The 20421-nt window shown below is 65.6% G+C and carries 27 protein-coding genes; 13 read left to right on the plus strand and 14 right to left on the minus strand.

Going from position 1 to position 20421, the window contains the following annotated elements; all coding sequences use genetic code 11:
• The first annotated feature begins 174 nt into the window (after positions 1-174).
• Positions 175-438, plus strand: coding sequence for a hypothetical protein (locus AC1ROW_RS20870; protein ID WP_493021464.1), 264 nt, complete (start codon positions 175-177; stop codon positions 436-438).
• 33 nt (positions 439-471) lie between these two features.
• On the opposite strand, the gene AC1ROW_RS20875 is transcribed toward AC1ROW_RS20870, so the two are convergent.
• Entirely contained in the window at positions 472-801 is a 330-nt protein-coding gene (locus AC1ROW_RS20875) for a hypothetical protein (RefSeq protein ID WP_493021465.1), read from the minus strand.
• A gap of 59 nt (positions 802-860) precedes the next feature.
• On the opposite strand from AC1ROW_RS20875, the gene AC1ROW_RS20880 reads away from it, so the two are divergent.
• Complete coding sequence (locus tag AC1ROW_RS20880; protein WP_493021466.1) at positions 861-1187, plus strand: hypothetical protein; 327 nt, start codon at positions 861-863, stop codon at positions 1185-1187.
• A gap of 14 nt (positions 1188-1201) precedes the next feature.
• Here the strand turns inward: AC1ROW_RS20880 and AC1ROW_RS20885 are convergent, their stop codons facing one another.
• The 13 genes from AC1ROW_RS20885 to AC1ROW_RS20945 all read right to left on the minus strand — a co-directional run bounded on the left by AC1ROW_RS20885 (position 1202) and on the right by AC1ROW_RS20945 (position 9024).
• Complete coding sequence (locus tag AC1ROW_RS20885) at positions 1202-1552, minus strand: hypothetical protein (RefSeq protein ID WP_493021467.1); 351 nt, start codon at positions 1550-1552, stop codon at positions 1202-1204.
• Between the two features lie 18 nt (positions 1553-1570).
• Positions 1571-2473: a hypothetical protein gene (locus AC1ROW_RS20890; RefSeq protein WP_493021468.1), complete on the minus strand. Its 903-nt coding sequence runs from the start codon at positions 2471-2473 to the stop codon at positions 1571-1573.
• Between the two features lie 48 nt (positions 2474-2521).
• Complete coding sequence (locus AC1ROW_RS20895; protein ID WP_493021469.1) at positions 2522-2935, minus strand: helix-turn-helix domain-containing protein; 414 nt, start codon at positions 2933-2935, stop codon at positions 2522-2524.
• Between the two features lie 13 nt (positions 2936-2948).
• Positions 2949-3158, minus strand: a complete 210-nt coding sequence (locus tag AC1ROW_RS20900; protein WP_490269176.1) for a type II toxin-antitoxin system HicA family toxin — start codon at positions 3156-3158, stop codon at positions 2949-2951.
• A gap of 66 nt (positions 3159-3224) precedes the next feature.
• Positions 3225-3386 carry a hypothetical protein gene (locus AC1ROW_RS20905; protein WP_493021470.1) on the minus strand — a complete coding sequence of 54 codons (162 nt, stop codon included), beginning with the start codon at positions 3384-3386 and terminating at the stop codon, positions 3225-3227.
• Positions 3383-3559, minus strand: coding sequence for a hypothetical protein (locus AC1ROW_RS20910; RefSeq protein WP_493021472.1), 177 nt, complete (start codon positions 3557-3559; stop codon positions 3383-3385). Before AC1ROW_RS20910 ends, AC1ROW_RS20905 begins: the two co-directional genes overlap by 4 nt.
• Before the next feature lie 400 nt (positions 3560-3959).
• Positions 3960-4241: a hypothetical protein gene (locus AC1ROW_RS20915; RefSeq protein ID WP_391856853.1), complete on the minus strand. Its 282-nt coding sequence runs from the start codon at positions 4239-4241 to the stop codon at positions 3960-3962.
• 283 nt (positions 4242-4524) lie between these two features.
• Entirely contained in the window at positions 4525-4836 is a 312-nt protein-coding gene (locus AC1ROW_RS20920) for a hypothetical protein (protein ID WP_493021474.1), read from the minus strand.
• Positions 4836-5480, minus strand: coding sequence for an AAA family ATPase (locus AC1ROW_RS20925; RefSeq protein WP_493021476.1), 645 nt, complete (start codon positions 5478-5480; stop codon positions 4836-4838). Before AC1ROW_RS20925 ends, AC1ROW_RS20920 begins: the two co-directional genes overlap by 1 nt.
• Positions 5481-5781: 301 nt before the next feature.
• Positions 5782-6651 (minus strand): ArdC-like ssDNA-binding domain-containing protein, encoded by an 870-nt coding sequence (locus tag AC1ROW_RS20930; protein WP_493021478.1) that lies wholly within the window; start codon positions 6649-6651, stop codon positions 5782-5784.
• A 326-nt stretch (positions 6652-6977) separates the two neighbouring features.
• The gene (locus AC1ROW_RS20935) at positions 6978-8159 is read right to left on the minus strand and encodes a hypothetical protein (protein WP_493021480.1); all 1182 of its coding nucleotides are present in this window, start codon (positions 8157-8159) and stop codon (positions 6978-6980) included.
• 206 nt (positions 8160-8365) lie between these two features.
• Positions 8366-8602, minus strand: a complete 237-nt coding sequence (locus AC1ROW_RS20940; RefSeq protein ID WP_490267825.1) for a hypothetical protein — start codon at positions 8600-8602, stop codon at positions 8366-8368.
• An 83-nt stretch (positions 8603-8685) separates the two neighbouring features.
• A complete protein-coding gene (locus AC1ROW_RS20945; RefSeq protein ID WP_493021482.1) occupies positions 8686-9024 on the minus strand; it encodes a hypothetical protein in 339 nt (112 codons plus the stop codon).
• A 319-nt stretch (positions 9025-9343) separates the two neighbouring features.
• Between AC1ROW_RS20945 and AC1ROW_RS20950 the strand changes: the two genes are divergently transcribed.
• The 11 genes from AC1ROW_RS20950 (at position 9344) to AC1ROW_RS21000 (ending at position 20378) form a co-directional block, all read left to right on the plus strand.
• Positions 9344-10552, plus strand: a complete 1209-nt coding sequence (locus AC1ROW_RS20950) for a MinD/ParA family ATP-binding protein (RefSeq protein WP_493021484.1) — start codon at positions 9344-9346, stop codon at positions 10550-10552.
• An 18-nt stretch (positions 10553-10570) separates the two neighbouring features.
• Complete coding sequence (locus tag AC1ROW_RS20955) at positions 10571-10894, plus strand: hypothetical protein (protein ID WP_493021486.1); 324 nt, start codon at positions 10571-10573, stop codon at positions 10892-10894.
• Positions 10895-11293: 399 nt separating this feature from the next.
• Positions 11294-11641, plus strand: a complete 348-nt coding sequence (locus AC1ROW_RS20960; RefSeq protein WP_493021488.1) for a hypothetical protein — start codon at positions 11294-11296, stop codon at positions 11639-11641.
• Positions 11641-13026, plus strand: a complete 1386-nt coding sequence (locus AC1ROW_RS20965) for a hypothetical protein (RefSeq protein ID WP_493021490.1) — start codon at positions 11641-11643, stop codon at positions 13024-13026. Before AC1ROW_RS20960 ends, AC1ROW_RS20965 begins: the two co-directional genes overlap by 1 nt.
• On the plus strand, positions 13023-14726 hold the full coding sequence (locus tag AC1ROW_RS20970) for an SCO6880 family protein (protein ID WP_493021492.1): 1704 nt from the start codon (positions 13023-13025) through the stop codon (positions 14724-14726). Before AC1ROW_RS20965 ends, AC1ROW_RS20970 begins: the two co-directional genes overlap by 4 nt.
• Entirely contained in the window at positions 14723-16246 is a 1524-nt protein-coding gene (locus tag AC1ROW_RS20975) for a putative type IV secretion/conjugal transfer ATPase (RefSeq protein WP_493021494.1), read from the plus strand. The genes AC1ROW_RS20970 and AC1ROW_RS20975 overlap by 4 nt, the downstream gene beginning before the upstream one ends.
• 13 nt (positions 16247-16259) lie before the next feature.
• Positions 16260-17348 (plus strand): hypothetical protein, encoded by a 1089-nt coding sequence (locus AC1ROW_RS20980; RefSeq protein WP_493021496.1) that lies wholly within the window; start codon positions 16260-16262, stop codon positions 17346-17348.
• Complete coding sequence (locus AC1ROW_RS20985; protein ID WP_493021498.1) at positions 17345-17719, plus strand: hypothetical protein; 375 nt, start codon at positions 17345-17347, stop codon at positions 17717-17719. The genes AC1ROW_RS20980 and AC1ROW_RS20985 overlap by 4 nt, the downstream gene beginning before the upstream one ends.
• A gap of 4 nt (positions 17720-17723) precedes the next feature.
• A complete protein-coding gene (locus AC1ROW_RS20990) occupies positions 17724-18200 on the plus strand; it encodes a hypothetical protein (protein ID WP_493021500.1) in 477 nt (158 codons plus the stop codon).
• On the plus strand, positions 18197-19918 hold the full coding sequence (locus AC1ROW_RS20995) for a type IV secretory system conjugative DNA transfer family protein (RefSeq protein WP_493021502.1): 1722 nt from the start codon (positions 18197-18199) through the stop codon (positions 19916-19918). The genes AC1ROW_RS20990 and AC1ROW_RS20995 overlap by 4 nt, the downstream gene beginning before the upstream one ends.
• Positions 19911-20378, plus strand: a complete 468-nt coding sequence (locus AC1ROW_RS21000; RefSeq protein ID WP_493021504.1) for a DUF4913 domain-containing protein — start codon at positions 19911-19913, stop codon at positions 20376-20378. The genes AC1ROW_RS20995 and AC1ROW_RS21000 overlap by 8 nt, the downstream gene beginning before the upstream one ends.
• Positions 20379-20421: the final 43 nt, after the last annotated feature.

The following is a 20421-nucleotide window of genomic DNA, read 5'->3' on the forward strand; positions in this document are numbered from 1 at the left end:
TTGAAATCCGTCATCGTTCCGTCCGTCCAATCTCCGCCAAGCATGCTCAAGCTTCACGATTTTTGCAACAGAGCCCCGGCCACATCTGCCACAGAGTGTCGGACGCAGCGCCGCCCACTTCAAGGCCCGGCTGGCCCTGCCCTACCTCGGCTCGGGTGTGAGAGTGTCAATGGCATGAGCGAACAACCAGAAGCGAACCCCGCCCTCCGGGACGCACTGCTGATCGCCAGACAGCAGTGGCAGCTCAACGAGATACGCACCCTCGTACGCAGCTTCGCCCGCAACGGCACCTCCACCTCACCGCCGGGCGCATACGCCTACCTCGAACTCATGGTGGATGCGATCGTGGACGACCCGGAACGGATGATGTCGCTCAACGCGGACGTGAGTCGGTTGCTCAACGACGGCGGCTTAACCATCCACCCCGAAGACCGCTAGCCACCGAACGAACGCCGCTGACCAATTCGCGACTCACGGAAGCAGGCGCGGCCTTCCGCTTCGTGGGTCAAGGCCAGCCGCCCATCGTTCGCGCTGCTCCTCGGGGGTCACAATCTGCCCATCCGGGCCGGTGACCGGCGAAAGGAACTTCGGCACGCCCAACTCGCCCTCGGCGGCCCGCTGCGCCTGGGCGAGGGTTTCGTAGTACCCGAGAGGCCACCGGTCGGCGCGTTTCAGCACCCAATGGTCGACGCGGTACATCATCAGCGTTTCGCGGGTGATCTTGTTCACCGCCGGCCCGTGATGGATCAAGAAGCGCGGTTGAATCGCGTCGTCAAGCACGAGCCAGTCGCTCTCCCCCACCCGAATCGTTCTCACGAATCTATTCGAACATACTTTCGAACTTCTGTTCTAATGGACTGGTGAGCACGAACCGCCGGTACCCGGAGATGGGGATCGGTCGTGGTATCGAGGAGATTCTGATCCGCGCGCAGCCGGTGAGCTTGACCGATGCGGAGCTCGACGTCGAACCCCACCCCATCCACCGGCCGGCGGAGCCGCGGCCGGTGCGGGCGTGGGTGCGGTTCCCAGAGACAGTGATCCGTCCGGAGTGCGAGGCGATCGCCTGGACGGATCGAGCGGTGCAGGTCCGCTGGACGTCGGTCAATGGCATTGTCCGTACCGCCTGGGTATGGCGCGGCGCGATCGAAGACGGGTGGGACCGCCCACCGGTTCCACCTCGGCGGTAACTCTGAGAGCGTGCTTAGCTGGCCGCTGTCGTGGCGAGCTGAGCGAGCCACGTGAGGCGGTGATGCCGCGAGTCACGCATCTCGACTAGAAACTCCCCCGTCCCGTCCTCGAACCTGACTTCCTCGACGGTGGTCTGCGTTGCAGCCGCCAGCTGATCGGCCGCCGCCCTCACGGCATGGGGTGAGGAGCTGGTAGCGCTGATGCTGAGATGTTGCGTCGGAGGCGTAGTGGCGTCGTCCGTGTCGAGTTCGAACGTCCAGACGACGGAGCCACTGAAAGCGTGCAATGGGATGCCCATCGCGGCCGCCGCATCGAGGGGGCTGTCAAAGAGGTCGAGCGTGGATTGGTTGCCCGTGTCGGTCATGGTTCCTCCGCTGGGGTCTCAGACACCCGGCACGTCGCTGGGCAGCGTCGTGGTGATAGCGCCGGTAGCTAGGTTGCCGAAGTAGGTGTCGGCGCTGTCGGCCGCTTCACTCGTCCCGCGCACGGGCGAGACGACCACGAGGTAATCAATCGGCTCCGACTCGGTGTTGGGAATTTCGGTGACCAGGGCGTCTCGGTACACGTGTCCGTTGTAGTAGCCGAAGCGACCTTCAGCGTCAGTTCGCCAGAGCTTGTCGGCGTCTTTCGGCAGTTGCAGGGCGTTCGCGAGCGACAGGGTGGTGACCAGCTCGACGCCGCATGTGATCCCGCGCTCGGTCAGGTAGTGACGGGCCGTCGTGAGATACGCCTCGGCATACGCGGCCCGGTCGCGTACGAACAGCGCTTCCACGTCGTCGACGAGCTGTTGCGCGGCCGCGGCCTGCTCCTCGGTCATCCCCTCAGCGAACGTGGCTATTGCGGCCGCGTCGCGCTCGTCGTCGTACAGATCGCCCAAGCCGAAGTCGTAGAACACATCCTCCGCATCGAACGGCAGCCGCACCGGGTCGGTGCGGTACCGCCATAGGTCGGCGTCGTCGTCGCCCGCGGTGCTGTGCACGAACTGTCGCACGTGATCGGCTTCCCATGATCCGGGGCGGCCGGCCAGCAGCTCCTCAACGCCGCCCAGGTTGGCGGCAACGGCCGTGAGGACGTAGCTGGCGATTTCTCCGAAGTCGACAGGCTCGACCGTGGCCTGGTCGGTGCCGGCGCCGCGCACGCGCGTCTGGCGCGCGGCCGCGGTGAGTGCGGCGATCGCGGCCGGAATCGGCTCAGGCTGCGGAGGCGGTGAAAACACGCTTTGGCCGGCAAGGCTGGACTTGCGTGGTGTTGATCTCGGTTCACGATGCGTCTCCCCCAACTGCACTCGAGTATGCGGCGGTCTTGGCCGCCGGGTGATGGTGTCCGGAATGTGTCATGAGGCGAGCTGCTGTACGCGCTGCCGACTGACGCCGAGCGCGGCCGCCGCGGCTTCGACGGTGTATCCCTCTGCGCGGAGAGCGCGAACGGCCTCACGTCGGAGGGCCGCTCCACGTTCGACCGCTGCTCGCCCTTGGGCCTCTGCCTGCACACCCTCTCTCCACATCTGCACCACGAGTTCGGGGGCTTCGACGTGGACATCGACCTCGATGTCATCCTCGTTCACATCCAGCCAGACAGCGCCCAGCTCTCGGGCGGCTTTCTCGATACCTCGCGTGGTCACGGCGGCACCGGTCGCGGTGATGGTGACGCCGTTCGGACCGGTGGAGGTCAGTTCGGGAATCTCGATCGCCCACCATCCGCCTTCCTCGCGGTAGGCGCGGGCGCTGAGTGTGCGCTTGGTGCTCATCTTCGGCCTTCTCTCACTTCCAGTTCTGCGGCGTATCCGGGAAGATCGCCTGGAGCTGCTTGATAACCCCTGCGGAGACCTCGCCGTTGTGTTGGACCACGGGGAAGGTGAGTCCACCGTCAACAGGCCCCCAGATTTCGTGACTTCCGCGCTGCCGCTTGAGTTCCCAGCCTTTGGAGCGGAGGAACTTGCTCACATCCCGGTACTTCTGCCGCTTGCTCATAATCTTATGCTAGTCCCCCTAGCAGCACAACGCAAGGGGGGGTAGCAATATTCGCGACGTCCTTCTCTATTCGTCCTCTGCGGGGATGGGTGCAGGGAATGGTCGGCGGGTTCCGCAGTAGGCGCAGATCAGGACGAAGGCGGCCTCGTCCTGGTCGGTGGCGATTGCGGGGCAGGCGTCGGTGGTGTTGCAGCGCGGGCAGCGCGAGGTGTGCGTGTATCCGGTCATGGCCGCTCCCCCGGTGCCAGGTACTTGTCGGTGCCTGGTCGCCGTACGGGCACGTCCCACGGCTGGAGCGCGACGCGCTGATGCTCGTTTTTGGTGCGGTGATCGAGAGTTGCGGCGTCGCGAAGGCTGTGGCTGACGATGTGGGCGATGGTGCCGTCCATGGCGATCAGCATGCGCTCTAGGTCATGTTCGGCCGTCTCGATCTGCCGGTGCAGCTCGTCGCGTTCCGCGAGTGCTGTTCGGACCCCGTGCACGTAGAGCGCCAGGCCAGCGTTGGTCAGTCGTGAAAGGTCTATCCGTCGCGGGTTTCGCTCCAGCTCGTCTCCACCGAAGCCTGGAGGGGCGGGGTGGAAGGCTGGCTCTGCGTCGTCGACAAAGGCGCGGTGGTAGTAGGCCGCCGCTTCACGGCGCAGCGCCTCCAGTTCGACATACAGCTCCGCGAAGGTTTCGCGAGCATCCCTGATCCCCCCCAGCGATGATTTCCACCGGCGTGTATCTAGCTGTCATGGTGTTCCCCCGATCCCCATGCTGGCGGCGAGTTCGGGTCGCTCGCCACCAGCGGGACGGATCTTCTTACTGGCAGGAATCGCACTGCAACGCGTCCATGGGGTCAACGGGCACCACGTACTCGGGTGTCGCGTCCACGTGGTGGGCGTCTCCCTCGTCGTCGCCTTCGGCGTGTGCGTTGATCCACATGTCCGCGCTGGCGGGCTCTCCCAACGCCCGGAGCATCCCCGCGAGGGCTTCCACCTCCTCGCACGAGAGCTGCGGTCCCACATCCCCCGCAAGGTCTCCGGCCGAGAACACGGCCGTGAATCGGATGACCTCGTTGGTGTCGGTGATCAGTGTGCTCATCGTTCTCATCTCCCCGTTTGCTTAGCTGAGTGGTTTTTCTTGATACGGGGACCAGATGGCGAAGCGGAGGAGGCACCATAAGCGGGTACCTGGCAGAGAACGGAAGTTTCCCGGCGAAATAAGCGAGCGTGCGAGCGCGTCGGAAAAGTTCTGGCGTCGGCCAGGCGGGGTCAGCCGCCGCGTTGGTGACGGAGGAGCGCAGCCATATGATGCACGTTCAAGAAAAACCACGGGCCACGCCCGCTAGCCTTGGCTAGCAGTTGATAGCAGCGGCTAGCGCCAGCTAGTCCTTTTCGAGTTGAGCGATGCCGAGACGCATTGCCTCGATCATGAGTTCCTGCATGTTGTAGCGTTCGCGCCGGGCGTACTCGATGAGCTGATCGCGCAGCTCTTCCTCCCCACTCCAGCGAACCAGACTCGCTTTGGGCGCCTGGCCTTCGCTGGAGCGCCGGCGCTTTACTGCACCGCCCCCGCCTGAGGCTGCGGCCGGCGCCGGCGAAGCCGGCGGCAGCTCGACGTGCGACTCGGCTGCTGCGCCGAATGATGCGATCGCGGCTGGATCGGGCGTGGTCTTCTTGTTCCTTGCGATTGCCATTATGCGAACACCTCCGCTACGAGTTCTTCAATTTCAGCTCGTGCCTTTCGGCCGGCTACTCCCCCGACCTCGATCACCCCACGGCCGTCTGCGAGGGTGTCGCGATATGCCTTGCGCAGGTACAGCACCGTCTCCAGCGGTTTGATCTGGGGGAACTCGACGATGAATTCCGCGACGTCGACCGTCTCCGTCTCGTTGTGGTTGGTGGGAGCCTGGCTGATGAGGCTCCGCACCTCCAGTTCGGGGTTGAAGTCCCGGGCGGCGTCTATGACTTCGGTGAACTCTTCGAGCGTTTCGACGTCGAGCTGGCTGGGCCGCAGCACAACGATCATTCGGTGAGCTGCGGTCATTGCCGTTCGCAATTCCTGGTTGTCGTCTCCGGCCGCGTCGACGAGCACGTGGTCGTAATGCGCGTCGAGGTCCTGGAGGGTCGCGTAGACGTTCCCCTGTTTCTCAACCAGCGTCATCCGGGGCTCCTGGCCGTTGTCGACGCGACGGGCATGCCACTTTGCCGCACTGCGCTGCTTGTCCGCGTCGACGATGATGACACTCTTGCCTTTGCTCGCAAGGCTCACCCCGACATTGATCGCCGTGGTGGTCTTACCGGTCCCGCCTTTGGTGCCTCCAAAGAGAGTGATCACCACTCCCCCTTTCGTATTGATAGCACTAGCTAGCGCCGTATAGCGGTTGCTAGTGGTTGATATCACGCTATCACATGCTAGCGCGTGATAGCTACAGCTATCGAGAAATAGCTTGCGCTAGCGTTTGCTAGCCACAGCTAGCAAACGCTAGCCCCGGGGGAGCGCGAGGGGGTCGCCCCTCGGGGGGGGGGGGGGGGGGGGGGGGGGGGGGGGGGGGGGACGGNNNTACCCCCCCCCCCCCCCCCCCCCCCCCCCCCCCCCCCCCCCCCCCCGGCCGGCCCTCGTGGGGCCGGCCGCGCAATCGCTATTCCTCGACGCTAGGACTGAGGATTTCCGCGATGGCGTGCGAGGTCTTCACCACGCGGGCGGCGGTGGCTTTGATCACGTCGGTGTCGCCGTCGCTCCACCCGGCGATGTAGCCGATGCTGTAGGCGCTGGTGTCGAATCCGAGCATCCCGGCGACGACGTATGCGACGGACTCGGCTTCGGTTTCCATCAGTCCACGGTGCTCGACGTACTCGGCTAGATCGTCGATGTGTGCCAGTTCGATGTGGGCGGTCTCGTGAATGAGCGTCTTAGCGGCGTGTGCAGGGGAGAGGTTCGTGTCGATCACGACCGTGCGGGCCTCGGGGTCGGTATAGCCGTTCTTGTAGCCGGGGAGGCTCTGACGCTCGATCGTCCAGCCTTGGGCGGTGAGGTGGTCGCTGAGAGCGGCGATGACGCCGAAATCGTCGGTGCCGTCGAGCTGGCTGGTGATGGTGGAGTGGTCGGGCTCGCCCTCGATCTGGTCCGTCTGGCTGATGTCGAAGACGCTGAGCACGGGGAATCGGGTGATCGACTTCTCCACCTCGTCGCCGTTCTCGTCCTCCTCGGTGATCTTCTTCGTGCTGTAGCCGAAGATGCGGATTCCGCGCTCGCCCTTGCGCACCTGACGGCCCTTGCCCTGCCACGCACGGAACCCGGCGACGTAGCTGGCCTCGGGGCACTGGGAGAGGATCAGAAGAAGATTGTTCAAGCTGTACGCGTGGAACGACTGGGCGAAGTCCAGAAACCGCCGCCACTGCTCCGAGCTGCGCAATGCCTCCACCTGCTGCGCGATACTCGCGTGCAACGCTTCGGCCTGTTCCCGCTTCTCCTCGACGGTCTTACGGGGGGCGCGCGCCGTGATCGTCATGATGATTCTCCCTCTCCCACTGATCGTTTTTTGGCCTGTCCGGCAAAGAGAATCGATAGTGAGCGGGAGCGGGGGAGTGCCGGGTCGTGGAATACCGGAGCGCAGCGAGGATATGCCGCGAAAGCCCGGAACGGACCCGCGGGAGCGAACTACGGTTATCTGCCGGATAGACCAAAAATCAGCAAGAACAGGGCCGCGCAGCGGCCTCCTCTTAGTGTCTTTTGCGCAGCAGATTAGCTGCCGGGACGGCGGCCGGTGGCGGGCTGGTGCTAGCTGGTGCTAGCTCTCGATAGCATTTCGCGCGCGGCCCCGCACTGGAGGGTGGACTACATGCCGTGCCGGTATTTGCGCCGGCTGCCGGAACGCAGCGCGGCCAGACGCGAGGCTTCCGTGTCGGCGTGGAGCTGCGCGAGGATGCGGGCGGTCTCTTCGGGGTCGTCCGCGGCGAGACGGCGGTGAGTTTCCTCGCGTTCGCGGGCGAGTTCCGCGCGCTCTTCGGCACGACGTTGTGCCTGACGCTCCCGCACGACGCGGAGGGGGAGGGCGCCGGCGTCAAGGGTGGTGCGGATCATCCATCCGAAGTAGCGCAGCGGGTCCTGTGCGGTCGCCATCCGGGTTCTGCCGGCGGGGATCTTCTCATCGAGAGCGGCGACCAGCTCGGGGACAGTCCACGCGGTGATGTCGATGCCGCAGCGACGCAGGAGCTTGTCGAGCTGGCCGATGTGGTGGCGGCCGCCACGGCTGTCATCGAGAGGGGAGTCGATGCGGCCGGCGAGGAGGTTTCCGTACGCTCGGTCGAGCTGGGCGAGGAAGACGTGCCGTTGGAGTTCTCTGGGCTGTCCAACGGGAGGTCCCTGCCTGCGGCGAGATCGACTTCTTTGTCCAGGCTGTGGCCGCGGAGCGGCCTCCTTCTTCGCGCTTGCGCGAGATTGGTGATCTATTTCTAGGTGAGGTGAGTTAAGAGCTGGTGACCCTTCGGGTAGGTGGACATTCGTTGTTACGGTGCGGGACTTATCCACAGGGGGGAGGGTCAGGGCAACGATGGAGCCGGCCTTGATCTGGCGGCCGCCGTGGAGCTCAAACGCGGCCTGGCGCTCTGCGAGCGTGAGGTAGCGGCCCTCCACGACGGTGGCGGCGAATCCGAGCGCTTCCAGCAGGCGTGTGGCGCGCTGAATGGTCTTGTTGGACTTACGGCCGATCGCCTCACGGATGCGGTCGTGGCAGACCGTCACGCCGCGCCCGGTGTCGTGGTCGGCGTGCTGCCGGTACTCGTTCGCGATCGCCAGCAACGTCGTGGCCTTCACCTTCCACCGCTTGCGCAGCGCCTCACCCTCCGGGGTGGCCAGAGCGTCCATGAGCGCGTCGAACCAGCTGTCCGAACCGTTCCAACAGGGGAGGCGCGCGTACGCGCCTTCCGGCACGGGCAGCGCCCAGCTCCGCAGGACGGCGGACGTCGACGTCCGCCGAGAGAACGGCTCCTGTGACGCCGCAGGGGCATGTGAGGACACGCCGGTAGGCAGCCCGGCTATACCTACACGTGTGTCTAGCGCGTTTTGAGGTACTATGACGGCATCCTCTCTAGGACGGTCGGAGACGCGACAACGCCTCCGGTCCATCCGGATTGGGTGATTCGTCAGAACCGAGATAGTCGCCAAACTCCAGCGGCTCTGACACAGGCTTCTAGGCCCGTCGCGAAAGCGGCGGGCCTAATGCGTTAATCGGGGTTGATAGGCAGCTCCTCGGGTGCCGGCCTGGGTGTCCACCAGGTCGGCACGTTGTCGGCAGTCACCTCGACATGATCGAGAATCTGCTCGAACATCACGGCAGCGGAGACACCCGCACTGTGGGCGAGTTCTTCTAGTCGCTGCTTGTAGCGGCGGTTGACGACGTAGTTCATCCCAACGGGATCGGTCAGCTCGCCCGGAGGGCGGCGCGCGATCGTCTTAGCCATGTGCCCACAATTGCCTACATGTAGGAGTTAAGTCCAGCACATCGTGGCGTGTCGCCAAGGGCCTACCAGAAGGGCACCCCGTCTTAGAAAGTGCGCCCGCCGAAGAGGTAGGCGCTGGTGGCGGCGAAGTCTTCGGCGATTCGGTCGCGCACGGGCCAGAAGAGCGTGCTGTTTGGTTTGCGGCCGACTGAGGTGGGCGCGTCGTCTTCGACGTAGCCGACGTCTTCGAGTTCTCCGAGCACGGTGTGGAGGCGGGGGATGCTCATGTGGCCGGCGGCGGCCGCGCGGAGCTGCGGGTAACCGGTGGTCCCCGTGCGGAGGATGAAGCGCAGCACGATCATTCGCGCTGGGGCAGAGCAGACCTCTTGGAAGATCGCGACTCTCTCGGGCACGGCGTCCTCGGGCGTCGCGTCATTAGGCATAAGCGACATAGTGCCAGTGACCCCCACTTGGGTGGAAATGGCTGGTGGGCCAACCATGCGGCTCTATCCCTGAAAAATCCTCACCGTGTTATCCCGTGGTTAACGCGGTGGCTTTGTCGGTGGGTGGAGCTATCCTCCGTCTCGGCATGACGCCTGCTGTGTGGCCTCTGCGCGTTCCCAATGGCCGCAAGGTATCTCGATCAGTGGAATTCGATGTTCACCCCCCCATTCGGGTGGAGTCTGCGCTAGACTGCACGCGTCGGCCGGGGGGACGTCAAATCTCATCCCGGATGACTTTGGTCCGGGAGGAGATAGGTAAATGAGTGATAGCAATCCCGACGCCAGCCTCGGCGTGTTTGGTGCTGCGGCCCGTGCGGGCGATTACGTCGAGGAAGACACCATCCAGGTTGAGAGATCGCGTGAGCGCGGTTCTATGACGCCGGATCACGAACGCATCCCGCCTGCGCCAGTGTCACTGGCGTACGCGGAGGAACCGGAGCCGATGGCGTCCACCGTTGACGAGCTGCCGCCGATTCCGCCGGCACCCCCAAGCGCTCCAGCTCCTGAGCCTGCGGAGAGCGTCTATGTCGACCCGGTGGCCGAGCTGAGCATCGCGAGCACTGTCCAGAAGCCGGCAGTGGCCACACAGGGTGTGCGGGGGGCTCTGTCGAAGCTGGGTATCAAGATGGAGCCGGGGCCGCGCGAGCGGGCGGCTCTTGACGCGGCCGAGGCGCTGAGACGCGATGAGGAAGTGATCCGACAAGCGACCTGGACGGGTCCGCGCGCAATCTTGGTCGGAAACAAGAAGGGCGGCACCGGCAAGACTCCGGTTTCTCTGATCGTTGGGGGAGTGCTTGCCGCCGTGCGCGGTGGCTCGGTCGCGATCATGGAGGTGTCTGACGACCCCGGGGCGCTGACGTTCCGCGCCGAGGGGAATCCGTCGCTTGGGATCGGTGAACTGGTCCGCGACGTCCAGCACATCACGAACGCTGGCCAGCTCGCCGGCTACACCGCACCGCAGACGTCGTTCGCGTCCGTGATTGGGACGGTCGGCCGAAGGCCGCGCCTCACTCGGGAGGATGTCGTGGCGGCCGCCGGCGTGATCGACGAGTTCTACTCGATCCGCGTCATGGACTCGGGCAATCAGCCGTCGTCGAGTGCGTTCGAGGGAGCGGTCGAAACGGCTGACGCTCTCGTGATTCCCGTCCTGAACGCGGGTGACGCTGTGCTCGAAGCGGTCGCGATGATCGAAGAGCTGCGGGCGCATGGCGGCCGCGGCGCACAGCTGGCGGACAACGCGATCGTGATCCGCCTCACGGACGGCCGTCCCGAGCACCCCCAGGTCATCGAGCGGGTGAACCGCATCATCGACGGCATGCACGTCCGCGAGGTCTACCACGTGCCTTACGACCAGCACATTGCCGAGCGCGGGCAGATCACCCTGGGCCGCCTTGCACCGGCCACTCGCGCCGCGTTCACCGCCGCCACGGCCGGCGTGGTGAAGGCCCTGAAATCAACCGCTCGCTAGGCGACAAGGAGAATCACAATGCACGACATCGCTCATCAGCTCATCGTTCACGCGATCGACAATCCGCTGGACCACATCATTCCGGACTTCTCGTTCGGCGGGGCTAAGTTCACGCAGCTCTGGCAGAAGCTCATCGCCGCGGTCTGGGCGATCGGCATCATCGTCGCGATCGTGTACTTGATCATCGGCATTGTGGCCATGGCGGGTGCCTCGAACGAGGTCAACCCGAACCCGGCCGCGCACGCGATCGGGCGCAAGAAGGCTATGGCGTCGTTCATCGCGCTCGTCTGCCTGGCGGCCCTCGCGGTGATCGTCGGTGTGACGCTCTCGTTCGCCGGCTAACGCCCACCAGCTCTGAGGGGACGCAGTATGCGCATGTATTCAGCATCGGGCCGGTCCCGGTGGCCGTGGGTCATCGGGACCGTCGTCGTGGTTGCCGCTGTGATCGGGGGAGTGGCGTTCGCGGTAACGCACCAGGTCAATCCAACGCACCCGACCGCCACGCACGTAGCGTCGCCGTCTCCGACGCCGACGCACACCGGTGGCTCATCCGGGGCCGGTGACACGGACAACGCAGCACCTCCTACGGGGTGCCTCGGCGGCTTGGACCGGAACGCCGCCATGGTCCTGGCCGCACAGAAGGCGGCTGGCCACAACGCGTACGGGGCCGTTGAGGTGGCCACAGCCTTTGTTCGATTCATCTCACAGTCACCCGTACCCTCAGCTGATGATGTTTCCGCGGTGAGCAAGGACATCATCAGCAGCTCGGCCCCCGCGGGGTATCGCGACCTGGCCGCCACGTTCAGCGAGTATCCGAACGCCAGCAATGGTGTCGTGCCGGACGGCACACCGTTCCACCTTTCTACGACGAACGGCGTGTGGCTTGTCGACCCTAGTTCAACGGCTGATCGCGTCACGGTGGATATCCAGGCTGGGTACGTGATCAATGGGGCGCTGAGTGCCACCAAGACAACGGCTACCGGAGTCGTCATGGTGTGGGAAGGCGACGGATGGCACGTCGCTGGGGGAGTGAAGCCTGATGCATCGCAGCTCGCAGTCGGCGGTACTCAATACACGGGGGGCTGCTGATGGCGCTCACAACAGTTGTAAGCGCCGCGGCCGGTTCCTGCGATAACCCGGTCGGATGCTTCATCGACGGGGTGGGGAATGCAATCAACACGGCCTCCGGGTTCGCGGACTTTTGGTCGGCCCCGGCGGGGAACACCTTCAAGGCGTTGCAGGATGCGGCGAAGGGGTTGGCGACTACGGTTCTGCCGGCGCTGACGCACGCGACGTTGCCGGATTTGACGGCGGACTGGTTCATCCACGCGTACCAGGTGTCGTTTGCTCTGGCGATTCTCGTGTTCGTGGTGCTGCTAGTTCCTCAGATCCTTCGCACTGCCCGGGGGCAGATGTCCGGGCAGGAGCTGGTGGAGACGTTGACCTTGTACGGCCCCGTCTTTCTGCTGGGGTCGATCTTCGGGCCGATGCTCGGAGCATTCCTGATCCAGTTCTTCGGGGCGTTGTCCGACTCGCTGGTGAGTTGGGGCCTGGCCAGTTCTACGTCGGCTCTTGTCGACAAATTCACGAACATGCTGAGCGATTCCGACGCGACGGGGATCGCGGGCGGCGCGGTGGTCGGCTGCGTGCTGATGTTCTTCATGATCCTGGGCCTGCTGATGGTCATGTTGATGCTGATCGTGATGCTGATCACGCTCTACTTCTCGGGTGTGCTGTTCCCGCTCGGTTGGGTGTGGATCGTCGATAAGAACAAGCGGGCCTTCGGTTCCAAAATCGCTTACCTCTGGTTGGGGACGCTGGCAGCTCACCCTCTGTTGTTCTTCCTGCTGGGGATCGTGTTCTCCATGGTTGCGGCGAACGTCGACGCGTTCTCCAACCAGGCGTCGCTGCAAAAGACGGTGACGCTGGTGGTCTCGATCTTGTCGCTGCTTATCGCTGGATTCGCCCCACTGCTGCTGTTCAAGTTCGCTCCGGTTCTGCCGATGGGCGGCGCGGGCGCTGGGACGGCCGGCGGCCCGCCCATTGGGGCGAAGTCGATGCAGGAGGCCGATTCCCGCTATGGCGATGGGGGTTCGGGTGGCGGCAGCGGGGGACCGTCAGAGAAGGCCAGCGAGGGCAGTTCCACCCCGACTGACACGGGCACCCCGGGCCCTGGCTCAACCGGTCAGGAGGCCGGCGGCACGTCTCTGAAAGAGGCTGCCGCGGCCGGCGGGGAAGCTGGCGGTGCGGGCGCGGGTGGCGCCGCGGCGGGCGCGGAGGGCGGCGCTATGGCTGCTGGCGCTGCCGAGTCCTCGACGGGTGTGGGTGCCGCAATCGGCATTCCGACGATGCTCGCTGCGGGCGCGAAGGCGGCCGCGGACAAGAGCAAGGAAGTTGCGCAGTCGTCGGCGGATATCGCTGGCTCTGCGGTCGATGACCACGAAGAGCACTACGGAAGGGACTCGCTTTCATGAGTGACACCAGCGAGGCGACAAAGCCACTGTTGCGCTACCCGGGCGGGGAAGCGGGGCACCGCTCGTTCTTCGGCGGCACGAAGTCGAAGACGCGCATCGTGTTCGTTGGGTTCTTCATCATCGGCGGGATGGTGGGGCTGATTCTGGGCGGCGGACTGATCGCCGCGGCCGCCGCTCTGGCGGGCGTCGGGATCACGCTGCTGGTAACCCAGCGCACGCACAACGGCACCATCGCGGACCGCCACCGTGCCCGCGCGCGTTGGAAGGCCCGGAAGCGGCTGGGCACGGATCGTTATGTGCCCTACAACGTGGCGGCGTGGGACCAGATTCAAGAGGGTTTGAAGAGCCCCGACAAGCGGGTGCGTACAGAGGCTGAGGTCGCCGCACGCCAAACACGGGTGAACCCGGACGGGTCGGACGGAATGGGCTGGCTGCAGTATGGGGCGAACGTGCCCGGGATCGCTTGGCATGCCCCGGTGGGGGAGCAGGACTACCTGTCGGTCGCGTTCAGCGTGTCCGGGCAGTTGCGGGGGATGGAGACCACCGGGGCGCTTACCCGCGCCGCTGAGGCTTGGGGGCGCTTCCTGGCTCACCGGGCGGCCCCGTCGTCGCTCGTGCGCGACGTGCAGACGCTTACTCGAGTGCTGCCGCCGGACACGGCGGCGCAGCAGGCGTGGGTTGTCGAGCGGCTGGACAGGAATGACACCACGGGAACGGCCGCGCAGCAGCAGCGTTCGTACAGCCAGGTCATCGACCGGGCGAGTTCGAACGCGATGGTGCAACGGCATTTCGTGATCGTGTCGTGGCCGATCACCACGGCGTTCATGGACGCGGCCGCGAAGTACGGTCCCGGACGGGACGGCTGGCGGGCGCTGATGGCTGAGCAGATCAACGCCGTGGCGAGCGGGCTCACCGAGGCCCGGATGGGCCAGGTTCGCGCGATGACCGCCAGGCAGACGACGGCGCTGATCCTGCATCAGCAGAACCCGTCGATGCCGATGGACCTGCGCAGCTCGAAGCACGTGAACCCGTTGTCGTTCGGGATCGCGTCGCACGATGAGTTCTCCGCACACGTGGTCGACGGCGGCTATGACCCGACGGTGCTTGGTCCGAACGACCCGATCACGGATGCGCCGGCCGTGGAGTGGTGGCATCGCACTGCGGCGATTCACGGAGCGGACCTGTCCGCGTCGGGACGTTCGCCGTTGTGGACCCTCGATCTTCTGATCGGCCGCGAGCTGGCTTTCATCCGCTCGGTGTCCTTCCACCTGCACCTGGTGCCCGCCGCGCAGGCGAAGGCACTGGCACGGCAGGACGTCGTGCGAGACGCGGCAACCCAGTACGCCCGCCGCGCGAAGGGTGTCATCGACGATGACCAGAACGACGCGAACCTGTCGGCCGCGCAGCGTCGCCGTCGCGACCTCGCCGCCGGTTCTCACCACCACGGCGTTTCGTGGGTCGGCTACGTGACGATCACCGCACCAACTCGCGAAGACCTCGCGCAGGCATCGCGTCGGCTCGCTGATGTCTGCGGCACGGGGTTGGGTATCGAACGGCTCGACTGGATGGATTCCTACCAGGCCGCCGCGTCGGGTACCACGTGGCCGATTGGCCGGGGTTTGCGCGCGGATTCCACCACTCTCGCCAACAAGGCAATGAACGCTCTCGCCGGTCGTAGCAACAAGGAGGCCCTGTCGTGACCGAATCTCAGCCCACTCGCCGCGAGAACCGCGCGGCAACAAAGCGGCCCTGGTACGCGACAGTCCCGGGGTTGCGTATCTTCGCCACCCCGCCGGCTGCGGCCCCGTCGACGGTTGTGGCGACGGTGGACAGCGACGACGTGCCCATGCTGAGCCGGCCCGTCGATGTCCCGCCGGCCACGCTGCCCGGTGGGACGCTCCGAACGGCGTCGGGGGCAGCTGCACGTGGCTGGTACGCGCCTTCCCTCACGGGCGCGCCGTCGACGACGCGTCAGGCCGAAGTGCTCAACACAGCGATCATCGGGAACCCGACCGGCGTGGAGGGCATCGTCAACGGTCGCGACAACCTGTCGCAGACCATGGTGTCGCACGATGCCCCCACCGCCTACAACATGAAGCCTCGCCAGGTGACGTCCCCGAACGTGATCGTTCTGGGGACGGTCGGTGCGGGCAAGTCCTCGTTCACCAAGACGGTCTGTGTGATCCGTCCGTTGCTGTTGACCAACCGCCGCGCCGTGGTGTTCGACAAGAAACCGCAGGGCGACGTCGGGGAGTACACGGCCGTCGCAGACCGTCTCGGCTCGAAGCCGCTGCGGTTCGATCCGAACGACCAGGCGGCAACACGGCTGAACCTGCTTGACCCGATGATCCTTCGCGGATCGGGGTTGCAGGGGCAGATGCAGCTGGTTAACGCCGTGGCGCGGATCGCCCGGAATGACGTCCTCGCCACCGAGTGGGAGGAGAAGGCCACCCGGCACGCTCTCCGTCTGATGCTCGCGAAGAGGGAGGACACTCGGCGGGCGGCAACGACGTCGGACCTGATGCCGTATCTCGGACTGGTCCCGGACGATGAGGGTCTTTCGCTAGAGGCTCGGGAGCGGCTTCACCAGGCGGGTCTCTCCATCCGGTTTGCGCTGGAGAACCTGCTGGAGGACTACGCCGGCGTTTTCGATGGGGACACGAGCGAAAAGGTCGACCTGGCGAACAAGCTCACCGTGTTCGATGTCTCGCAGCTCCCGGACGACGGCCCTGCGATCCCGACCGTCATGGCGGTTGGACATATGTGGCTGTTGGGCCGGCTGCGCCGTGAGCACGGCTTCGTCACCAACGTGATCTACGAGGAGGGCTGGCACATGATCGGCGGCCCCTCCGCACGGCTTGTCCGCTCGAACCAGAAGCTTTCCCGCGCCCTTGGAATCTCGAACGTGTTCGTGATGCACAAGGGCACCGACATTCCGAAGGACTCGCCGGGATACACCGTCGTTCAGGAAGCCCAGACCGTCTACGCGTTCCGGCAGGACCGCCTCGAAGACGCGTTGTGGGCGCAAGAGACGTTCGGGTTCGCCCCCGACACCGCCGATGTGCTGATGAATCTGAACCCGGGAAACTGCGTGTTCAAGTACGCCTCCAACCCGGAGACGCACGTCCAGCACATCCGCTCGGACTGGGAAGAGGCCGTGACCGACACCGACGAGGGTATGGCCGGTGCTGCCGCGCTGAGTGCCGACGTCGAAGCGTGAGTGGCCACGAACGATGAAGAGAGGACTGGTAGTTGCGCTGGCGGCTCTGCTGTCAGTCATTTTCGTCGGTGTCGTCCTGATCACCGGCGGCGGAAACGAGAATGGGGCGTGCGCGGCAACCTCCGCGGTCTCTCCGAAGACCGCGGCCACGCACGCACCCGTCAGCGGTTACTCCGGCGACCAGCTCGCCAACGCGGCGGCGATCATGAACGCCGGCGCAGCGCTGGGCGTGCCATTGAAAGGCCAGATCATCGGCGTGATGACGGCGATGGGCGAATCCGGGCTTCGCAACATCGACTACGGCGACCAGGCCGGCCCCGACTCTCGTGGCCTGTTCCAGCAGCGGGACACATGGGGCACTCTCGCGGAACGGATGAACCCCAGCCAGGCGGCAACGTTCTTCTTCCAGCGGCTCCTGCGGGTGCCAAACTGGCAGAGCATGACGCCGACGCTGGCCGCGCACGCCGTCCAGATCAACGCGGACCCCAACCACTACACGAAGTGGTACGACCCGGCGACAGCTGTCGTGACCGCCCTGCTGGGCGGCGACGCGGCCTGCGCTGCCGGAGTGTCAGGCGACGCGAAGGCTCTCGCCGCGCACCTGGTGGAGCTGACCAACCAGGGAAAGATCACCTGGTTGACGCCCTCCCACTTCCCGGAGGTCAAGGACATTGCCGCGGGCAAGACCGTTGCCAACTGCGGCATCGACACCCGCATCCTCCAAGTGATCACGATCGCCAGCAACACCTTCCCCTCGATCGGGATCTCCGATATCAACCGCAGATGCACCAACCAGATCGAGGGTGCGGGCAGCGAATCAGCTCACTACGTCAACGGCGGCGGCCACGCGGTCGACTTCTTCGCATTCGGAGGCGTCCCAACGACCGGGGCGGACGCCAACGCGATCAAGATGCTGCACACGCTGGCCCCACTCATGGCCGCCGGCTCCGCTGTCGGTCAGGAGGAGTGCCGCGCCAGCGCGGGCAGCGCACTCACCCTCCCGTTCAACCAATTCGACGACACCTGCAACCACCTGCACGTGCAGGTCGATCCGAAAGGCGACGAACCGATGAAGCTCACGAACGAAGGAATGAACCAATGAGCTACTACTCCGAGGGCTTCCATCTGGCCGCCACCTGGCTTCATCGGCTGGTATGGCTCCTGGCAGCCGGCCTCAGCTTGGCTGTGGGCGCGCTCGCCCTCCTAGCCACCCTGTTCTGCGGTTTCGAGCTGTATACGCAGGCGCAGACTCACTCGTTCTCCTTTTGGTCCGCGACAGAAGTTGCGGGCGGCTCCACGGTCCTTGCCGCGGGGTTTTGGCCCGCGGCGGGGGTGCTGGCAGCCGGGACAGGCACGATTGCGGCAGGCGCAGCCATGCGTCGGTTCTTGTGGGCTGCTATCAGGCCAGTGGAGAGCGCCTATAGCGGTGAGCTGCCGACTGGAAGCACGGTTACCCGCGACGGAGGGCTGTGAAGACATGGCTTCGCCTGCCGAGACGGTGTCGATCGCGAACCTCGCACACGACGAGTGGACGATCCGCAACACCGACCACCCGGAAGTGACCACCGTGGCGCTGTGGCTGGATGAGGCCCTGGAACAGCACACGGCGCAGCTGTCCGCGGTCACGACCGCCTCCCTGACGATCCGGTATCGGCTCGACGGTGAGGACGTGAACGACGACGTGAGCCGTGTGCGTCGCACCGTCGAGCGGTTACAACGGGCGTACCGGGACATCCAAAGCCTGGACGTGCGCAGCCGCCCCGAGCGGTACACACTCCTGGAACGTCTGTCGGAGTCACGGGTGATGCCCTCGGAAATGGCGACGATGCTCGGCGTCGACCTTCACGTGGCAGAGCGGTTCGCGGGTGACGACCAGGAGGCGCGGATCGCCCGCATGCTCTTCCACCATCTGAACGAGCTGCGCAGCTCCGATCGTGAGGAGGCTCACGCATGAACGACCCGATCGCACGGGCTAAGTGGCAGGTTGCTCTTGCCGGACTGCTGCTGGTCGGCGTTGCCTATCTCGGTGTCCACGCCGGGGCAGCGCTCACACCGACTGGCACGACGTACTCGTGGAACCCGATCCAACTGGTGATGGGGCTGCTGAAAGGCGACCCGTGGCCGGCGGCCGCCACCTGGACAACGGCGGCGTTCGTCGTGGTGGCCCTCATCCTGTTCACCTGCGGGGCGGTCTGGCACGCAAAGCGCAGCGCGGGGAAGCGTGCGGCAGCGTCCATCAAACTGATGTCCGCGAACCCGCAGAACGCTCGCCTTCGAAAGCACGCCCGCTCGGCCGACGCGCGCCGGCTTCACCCGGCCGCGGCCGGCATCACACCTGGCCAGAAGGTTGCCCGCATCGTCGGCACCAGGAAGTGGGTCTACCAGGGGTGGGAGGAGACCGGTGTGTACCTGTTCGGCACTCGCCGCGGTAAGACCTCGGCGGTGGTCGTCCGCCACATCGCAGAAGCACCGGGCGCCTGCATCATGACCTCCAACAAGGTCGACGGTGTGCGCGAAGCGTTGGCCGCCCGCACGGGACGCGGCCGCGCCTACGTGTTCGACCCGAACCGCATCTACCGTCACGAGGACGGCCCCGACTTCGTTTTCAACCCGCTCGACTACGTGAAATCGGCCGAAGACGCCCGCGAGCTCGCGGAGATTTTCGAGGCGTCCACCCGCAAGGAAGGCGACCGGGGCGGTGATCCGCAGTTCGACGAGCCCGGCCGGGACATGCTGGCGTACTTCCTGCTCGCCGCGGCGTTCGACAAGCTCCCGCTGTCACAGGTGTACCGCTGGCTGACCACCCAGGACGCCGACGCCGTGGTGGAGATTCTGAACCGGCACGGCAAGCGCGGCCCTGCGACCGCCCTCGTAGGCATGGAGAACTGGGCCGACAAGACCCGACAGAGCGTCTACGCGACCGCGCAACGCATGGCCGGCGCGCTCGCCTACGACGAGCTGCTGGAGTGGACCTCCGCTCCCGGCGTCCGCCGTTTCGACGTCGACGCCTTCCTGGCGTCGGAGGACCTGCTGATCCTGCTGTCCAAAGACGGCGTGGGATCGGCCGGCGCGATCCTCACCTCCCTCGTCCGCGCGATCTGCAAGACCGGGGAACGGCTGGCGCAGCGCTCCGGCGGTCGCCTGCCCGTGCCGTTGGTGATCGAGCTGGACGAGTGCGCCAACATCGTGCGCTGGCCGGCGCTGCCGTCCGTGTACTCCTTCTACGGGTCGCTCGGCATGCCAATCAACACCTACTTCCAGTCCCGAGACCAGGCGGTTGAAGCGTTCGGGAAAAACGGGTGGGGCGCGATCTGGGGTGCAGCCGTGACCCGCGTGTTCGGCGGCGGCGCGATGGATGCTGACTTCCTCCGGGACCTGTCCAACCTCATCGGTGAACGAGAGGAAGTCACCTACGGCGGCTCCTCGGGGAACAACGGCCAATACTCGACCTCGACCAGCACCCGCCGGGTGCCGATCCTCACCGTCGACGACCTCGCCAACCTGCCATTGTGGCGAGTCGTGATGTTCAACTCCAACGCCCGCCCGGTCATAGCGGACGCGTTGCCCTGGTTCCGCGACCGGAAGTTGAAGGCCCTCATCGAGCGCGGCAAGACCACCCCCTCGACGGCTGCTCCGGCCGCCTCACCGCTGGAGGTGGCAGCTCGTGGCTGACGATGACCTTGACACCATGAGCGACGAGGAAAGCGACGCCCTCAACGACGCCGAGCTGAGCGGTAACGACGTCGAGGAGGAAGGCGTCGACGTCGAACCGGCCGACGTCGACGAAATGTTCCTCGACTGGGTGCTGGAGCACTTCGCGACGATCGAGTACGTCCACACCGACAAGCGCGCGCCGTGGTGTCCTGAATGGTGGAAGCACCCGGAGGTGGTGGCGCGGCTGTGGGCGTTGTGGCAGGCACGACTTCAAGCCGATCAGGATGCCGCCGACCACCTCAACGCCGACTCCGACTGGTGGCTCTCGCACTGGGACCGCCACGCGGCAATCCTGTTTGACTCCAAAACCGGCCCGTTCCGCAAATGCGACCGCCAGCTGGGGCATCTGCACGAGTCGGGCGGCCAGTCCACGCCTGCCGTAGCGATCGAGCGGCCGCCGGCTGACTGGCGGTCATAGACCACAGCAGACGGCCTGAGCATGATCGGGTGTGGAAGAGCCG

Source organism: Leifsonia sp. GW821-FHT13C09 (assembly GCF_058806435.1).

Coding starts and splice junctions, on each gene's coding strand:
- AC1ROW_RS20870 (WP_493021464.1), top strand. CDS start 175: ATGAGCGAACAACCAGAAGCGAACCCCGCCCTCCGGGACGCACTGCTG.
- AC1ROW_RS20885 (WP_493021467.1), bottom strand. CDS start 1,552: ATGACCGACACGGGCAACCAATCCACGCTCGACCTCTTTGACAGCCCC.
- AC1ROW_RS20895 (WP_493021469.1), bottom strand. CDS start 2,935: ATGAGCACCAAGCGCACACTCAGCGCCCGCGCCTACCGCGAGGAAGGC.
- AC1ROW_RS20900 (WP_490269176.1), bottom strand. CDS start 3,158: ATGAGCAAGCGGCAGAAGTACCGGGATGTGAGCAAGTTCCTCCGCTCC.
- AC1ROW_RS20905 (WP_493021470.1), bottom strand. CDS start 3,386: ATGACCGGATACACGCACACCTCGCGCTGCCCGCGCTGCAACACCACC.
- AC1ROW_RS20910 (WP_493021472.1), bottom strand. CDS start 3,559: ATGCTGATCGCCATGGACGGCACCATCGCCCACATCGTCAGCCACAGC.
- AC1ROW_RS20915 (WP_391856853.1), bottom strand. CDS start 4,241: ATGAGCACACTGATCACCGACACCAACGAGGTCATCCGATTCACGGCC.
- AC1ROW_RS20920 (WP_493021474.1), bottom strand. CDS start 4,836: ATGGCAATCGCAAGGAACAAGAAGACCACGCCCGATCCAGCCGCGATC.
- AC1ROW_RS20930 (WP_493021478.1), bottom strand. CDS start 6,651: ATGACGATCACGGCGCGCGCCCCCCGTAAGACCGTCGAGGAGAAGCGG.
- AC1ROW_RS20940 (WP_490267825.1), bottom strand. CDS start 8,602: ATGGCTAAGACGATCGCGCGCCGCCCTCCGGGCGAGCTGACCGATCCC.
- AC1ROW_RS20945 (WP_493021482.1), bottom strand. CDS start 9,024: ATGCCTAATGACGCGACGCCCGAGGACGCCGTGCCCGAGAGAGTCGCG.
- AC1ROW_RS20950 (WP_493021484.1), top strand. CDS start 9,344: ATGAGTGATAGCAATCCCGACGCCAGCCTCGGCGTGTTTGGTGCTGCG.
- AC1ROW_RS20955 (WP_493021486.1), top strand. CDS start 10,571: ATGCACGACATCGCTCATCAGCTCATCGTTCACGCGATCGACAATCCG.
- AC1ROW_RS20965 (WP_493021490.1), top strand. CDS start 11,641: ATGGCGCTCACAACAGTTGTAAGCGCCGCGGCCGGTTCCTGCGATAAC.
- AC1ROW_RS20970 (WP_493021492.1), top strand. CDS start 13,023: ATGAGTGACACCAGCGAGGCGACAAAGCCACTGTTGCGCTACCCGGGC.
- AC1ROW_RS20980 (WP_493021496.1), top strand. CDS start 16,260: ATGAAGAGAGGACTGGTAGTTGCGCTGGCGGCTCTGCTGTCAGTCATT.
- AC1ROW_RS20985 (WP_493021498.1), top strand. CDS start 17,345: ATGAGCTACTACTCCGAGGGCTTCCATCTGGCCGCCACCTGGCTTCAT.
- AC1ROW_RS20990 (WP_493021500.1), top strand. CDS start 17,724: ATGGCTTCGCCTGCCGAGACGGTGTCGATCGCGAACCTCGCACACGAC.
- AC1ROW_RS20995 (WP_493021502.1), top strand. CDS start 18,197: ATGAACGACCCGATCGCACGGGCTAAGTGGCAGGTTGCTCTTGCCGGA.